Raw genomic sequence first — 502 nt, forward strand, 5'->3', positions numbered from 1 at the left:
CCGCTTACTTTTTCTTATGAGAGCATTATAGTTGCGCTTTATCTGGTGTATAGTGAGGAATGTTAAATAGATAGGGGAATAGTTCTCCTTCATGGTAGACCAGGACCTTCTTGAAGAACATGTTAGGTTGTTTGAAGTACTGAGGAAGAACGGGGCGATCGAATGGATAACCGAATGGTTTGTTGTCCGGAACAACAGACTTGAATGGCTCTGACTCCTTAGGTGTCGGTTCATACGGATAGACGAATACAAACAGCTGGAAGGGGAATCCATCGTATGTACCCTTAGGCAGCATCAGCCTCGAAGGCATAGTGTCCGAGGAGTTGAACATGTCAGTAGGAATCTTTCCTTGGTCCAAGAGCTTGTAGATTTCGGCCATCGGTAAAGAGTCTTCTTTGAAGAATGCAAAGTCAGTAGATGAACGCGTTATCTGAGACTGGCCAGGGTTAACCTTTTGCACGAACCAGTCAAGCTCGTAGAAGTTCATCCAGTTATCTTCTAG

The 502-nt window shown here is 44.6% G+C and carries 1 protein-coding gene; it reads right to left on the minus strand.

Translation table 11 applies throughout. The features are described 5' to 3' along the window. Positions 1-25: 25 nt before the first annotated feature. Positions 26-502, minus strand: a 477-nt coding sequence (locus F0U47_RS22800; RefSeq protein WP_149752353.1) for a hypothetical protein, incomplete at its 5' end; no start/stop codon positions are given.

Source organism: Nocardioides antri (genome assembly GCF_008373765.1).
Classification (GTDB): Bacteria; Actinomycetota; Actinomycetes; order Propionibacteriales; family Nocardioidaceae; genus Nocardioides; species Nocardioides antri.